We start from the raw sequence: 519 nt of genomic DNA on the forward strand, positions 1-519 counted from the left end.
GATAAAGCAAGGTGCAGAAACACCCTACAACGCCGTCCAACTGCTCCATGTCTATCGTTGCCATATCCGTTCCTCCTTGTTAGCCGAATGTGATTGGATTGATGCAGAAATTCGTGTCCTCTGCCTCATACTCGTATTCATTGATGAAGTCAATCATCTTCTGTTCGCTTCTTCCGTCCTGTGAGACACCAGTCTTCTCACACCACAACTTGATAGCATCACCAAAGGTGGAGTAAGCACCCTCACAATCCTCAAAGAGTTCTCCGTATGCAGTGACGTAGCACTCTTCGGGGAAGAAGTCGTTCTCATCGTGCGTATAGAAGATGTCGCAACCTGGCTCAACCTCTCGCCAACTGATTGAAAGTTCATCGCCAAGTGCCTTGTTCACCTCCTCAAAGAACAAGTCGCATGAAGACCAAGCACTTTCGGTGTCAAAGGACAAGAGGGCATAATCGTCTTCCACGTTCTCCTCATACTCTGCCCAATAGATGTGTCCTCTCACCGAGATGCCTTTCTTCT

General features: G+C 48.0%; 1 protein-coding gene. It reads right to left on the bottom strand.

Features of this window, described 5'->3' with window-relative positions; translation table 11 throughout:
• Positions 1-79: 79 nt before the first annotated feature.
• A partial coding sequence (locus tag DXA05_RS26275) for a hypothetical protein (protein WP_128859798.1) occupies positions 80-519 on the bottom strand: 440 nt, incomplete at its 5' end.

Source organism: Bacteroides sp. AM54-2NS, assembly GCF_003602935.1.
GTDB classification, from domain to species: domain Bacteria; phylum Bacteroidota; class Bacteroidia; order Bacteroidales; family Bacteroidaceae; genus Bacteroides; species Bacteroides xylanisolvens.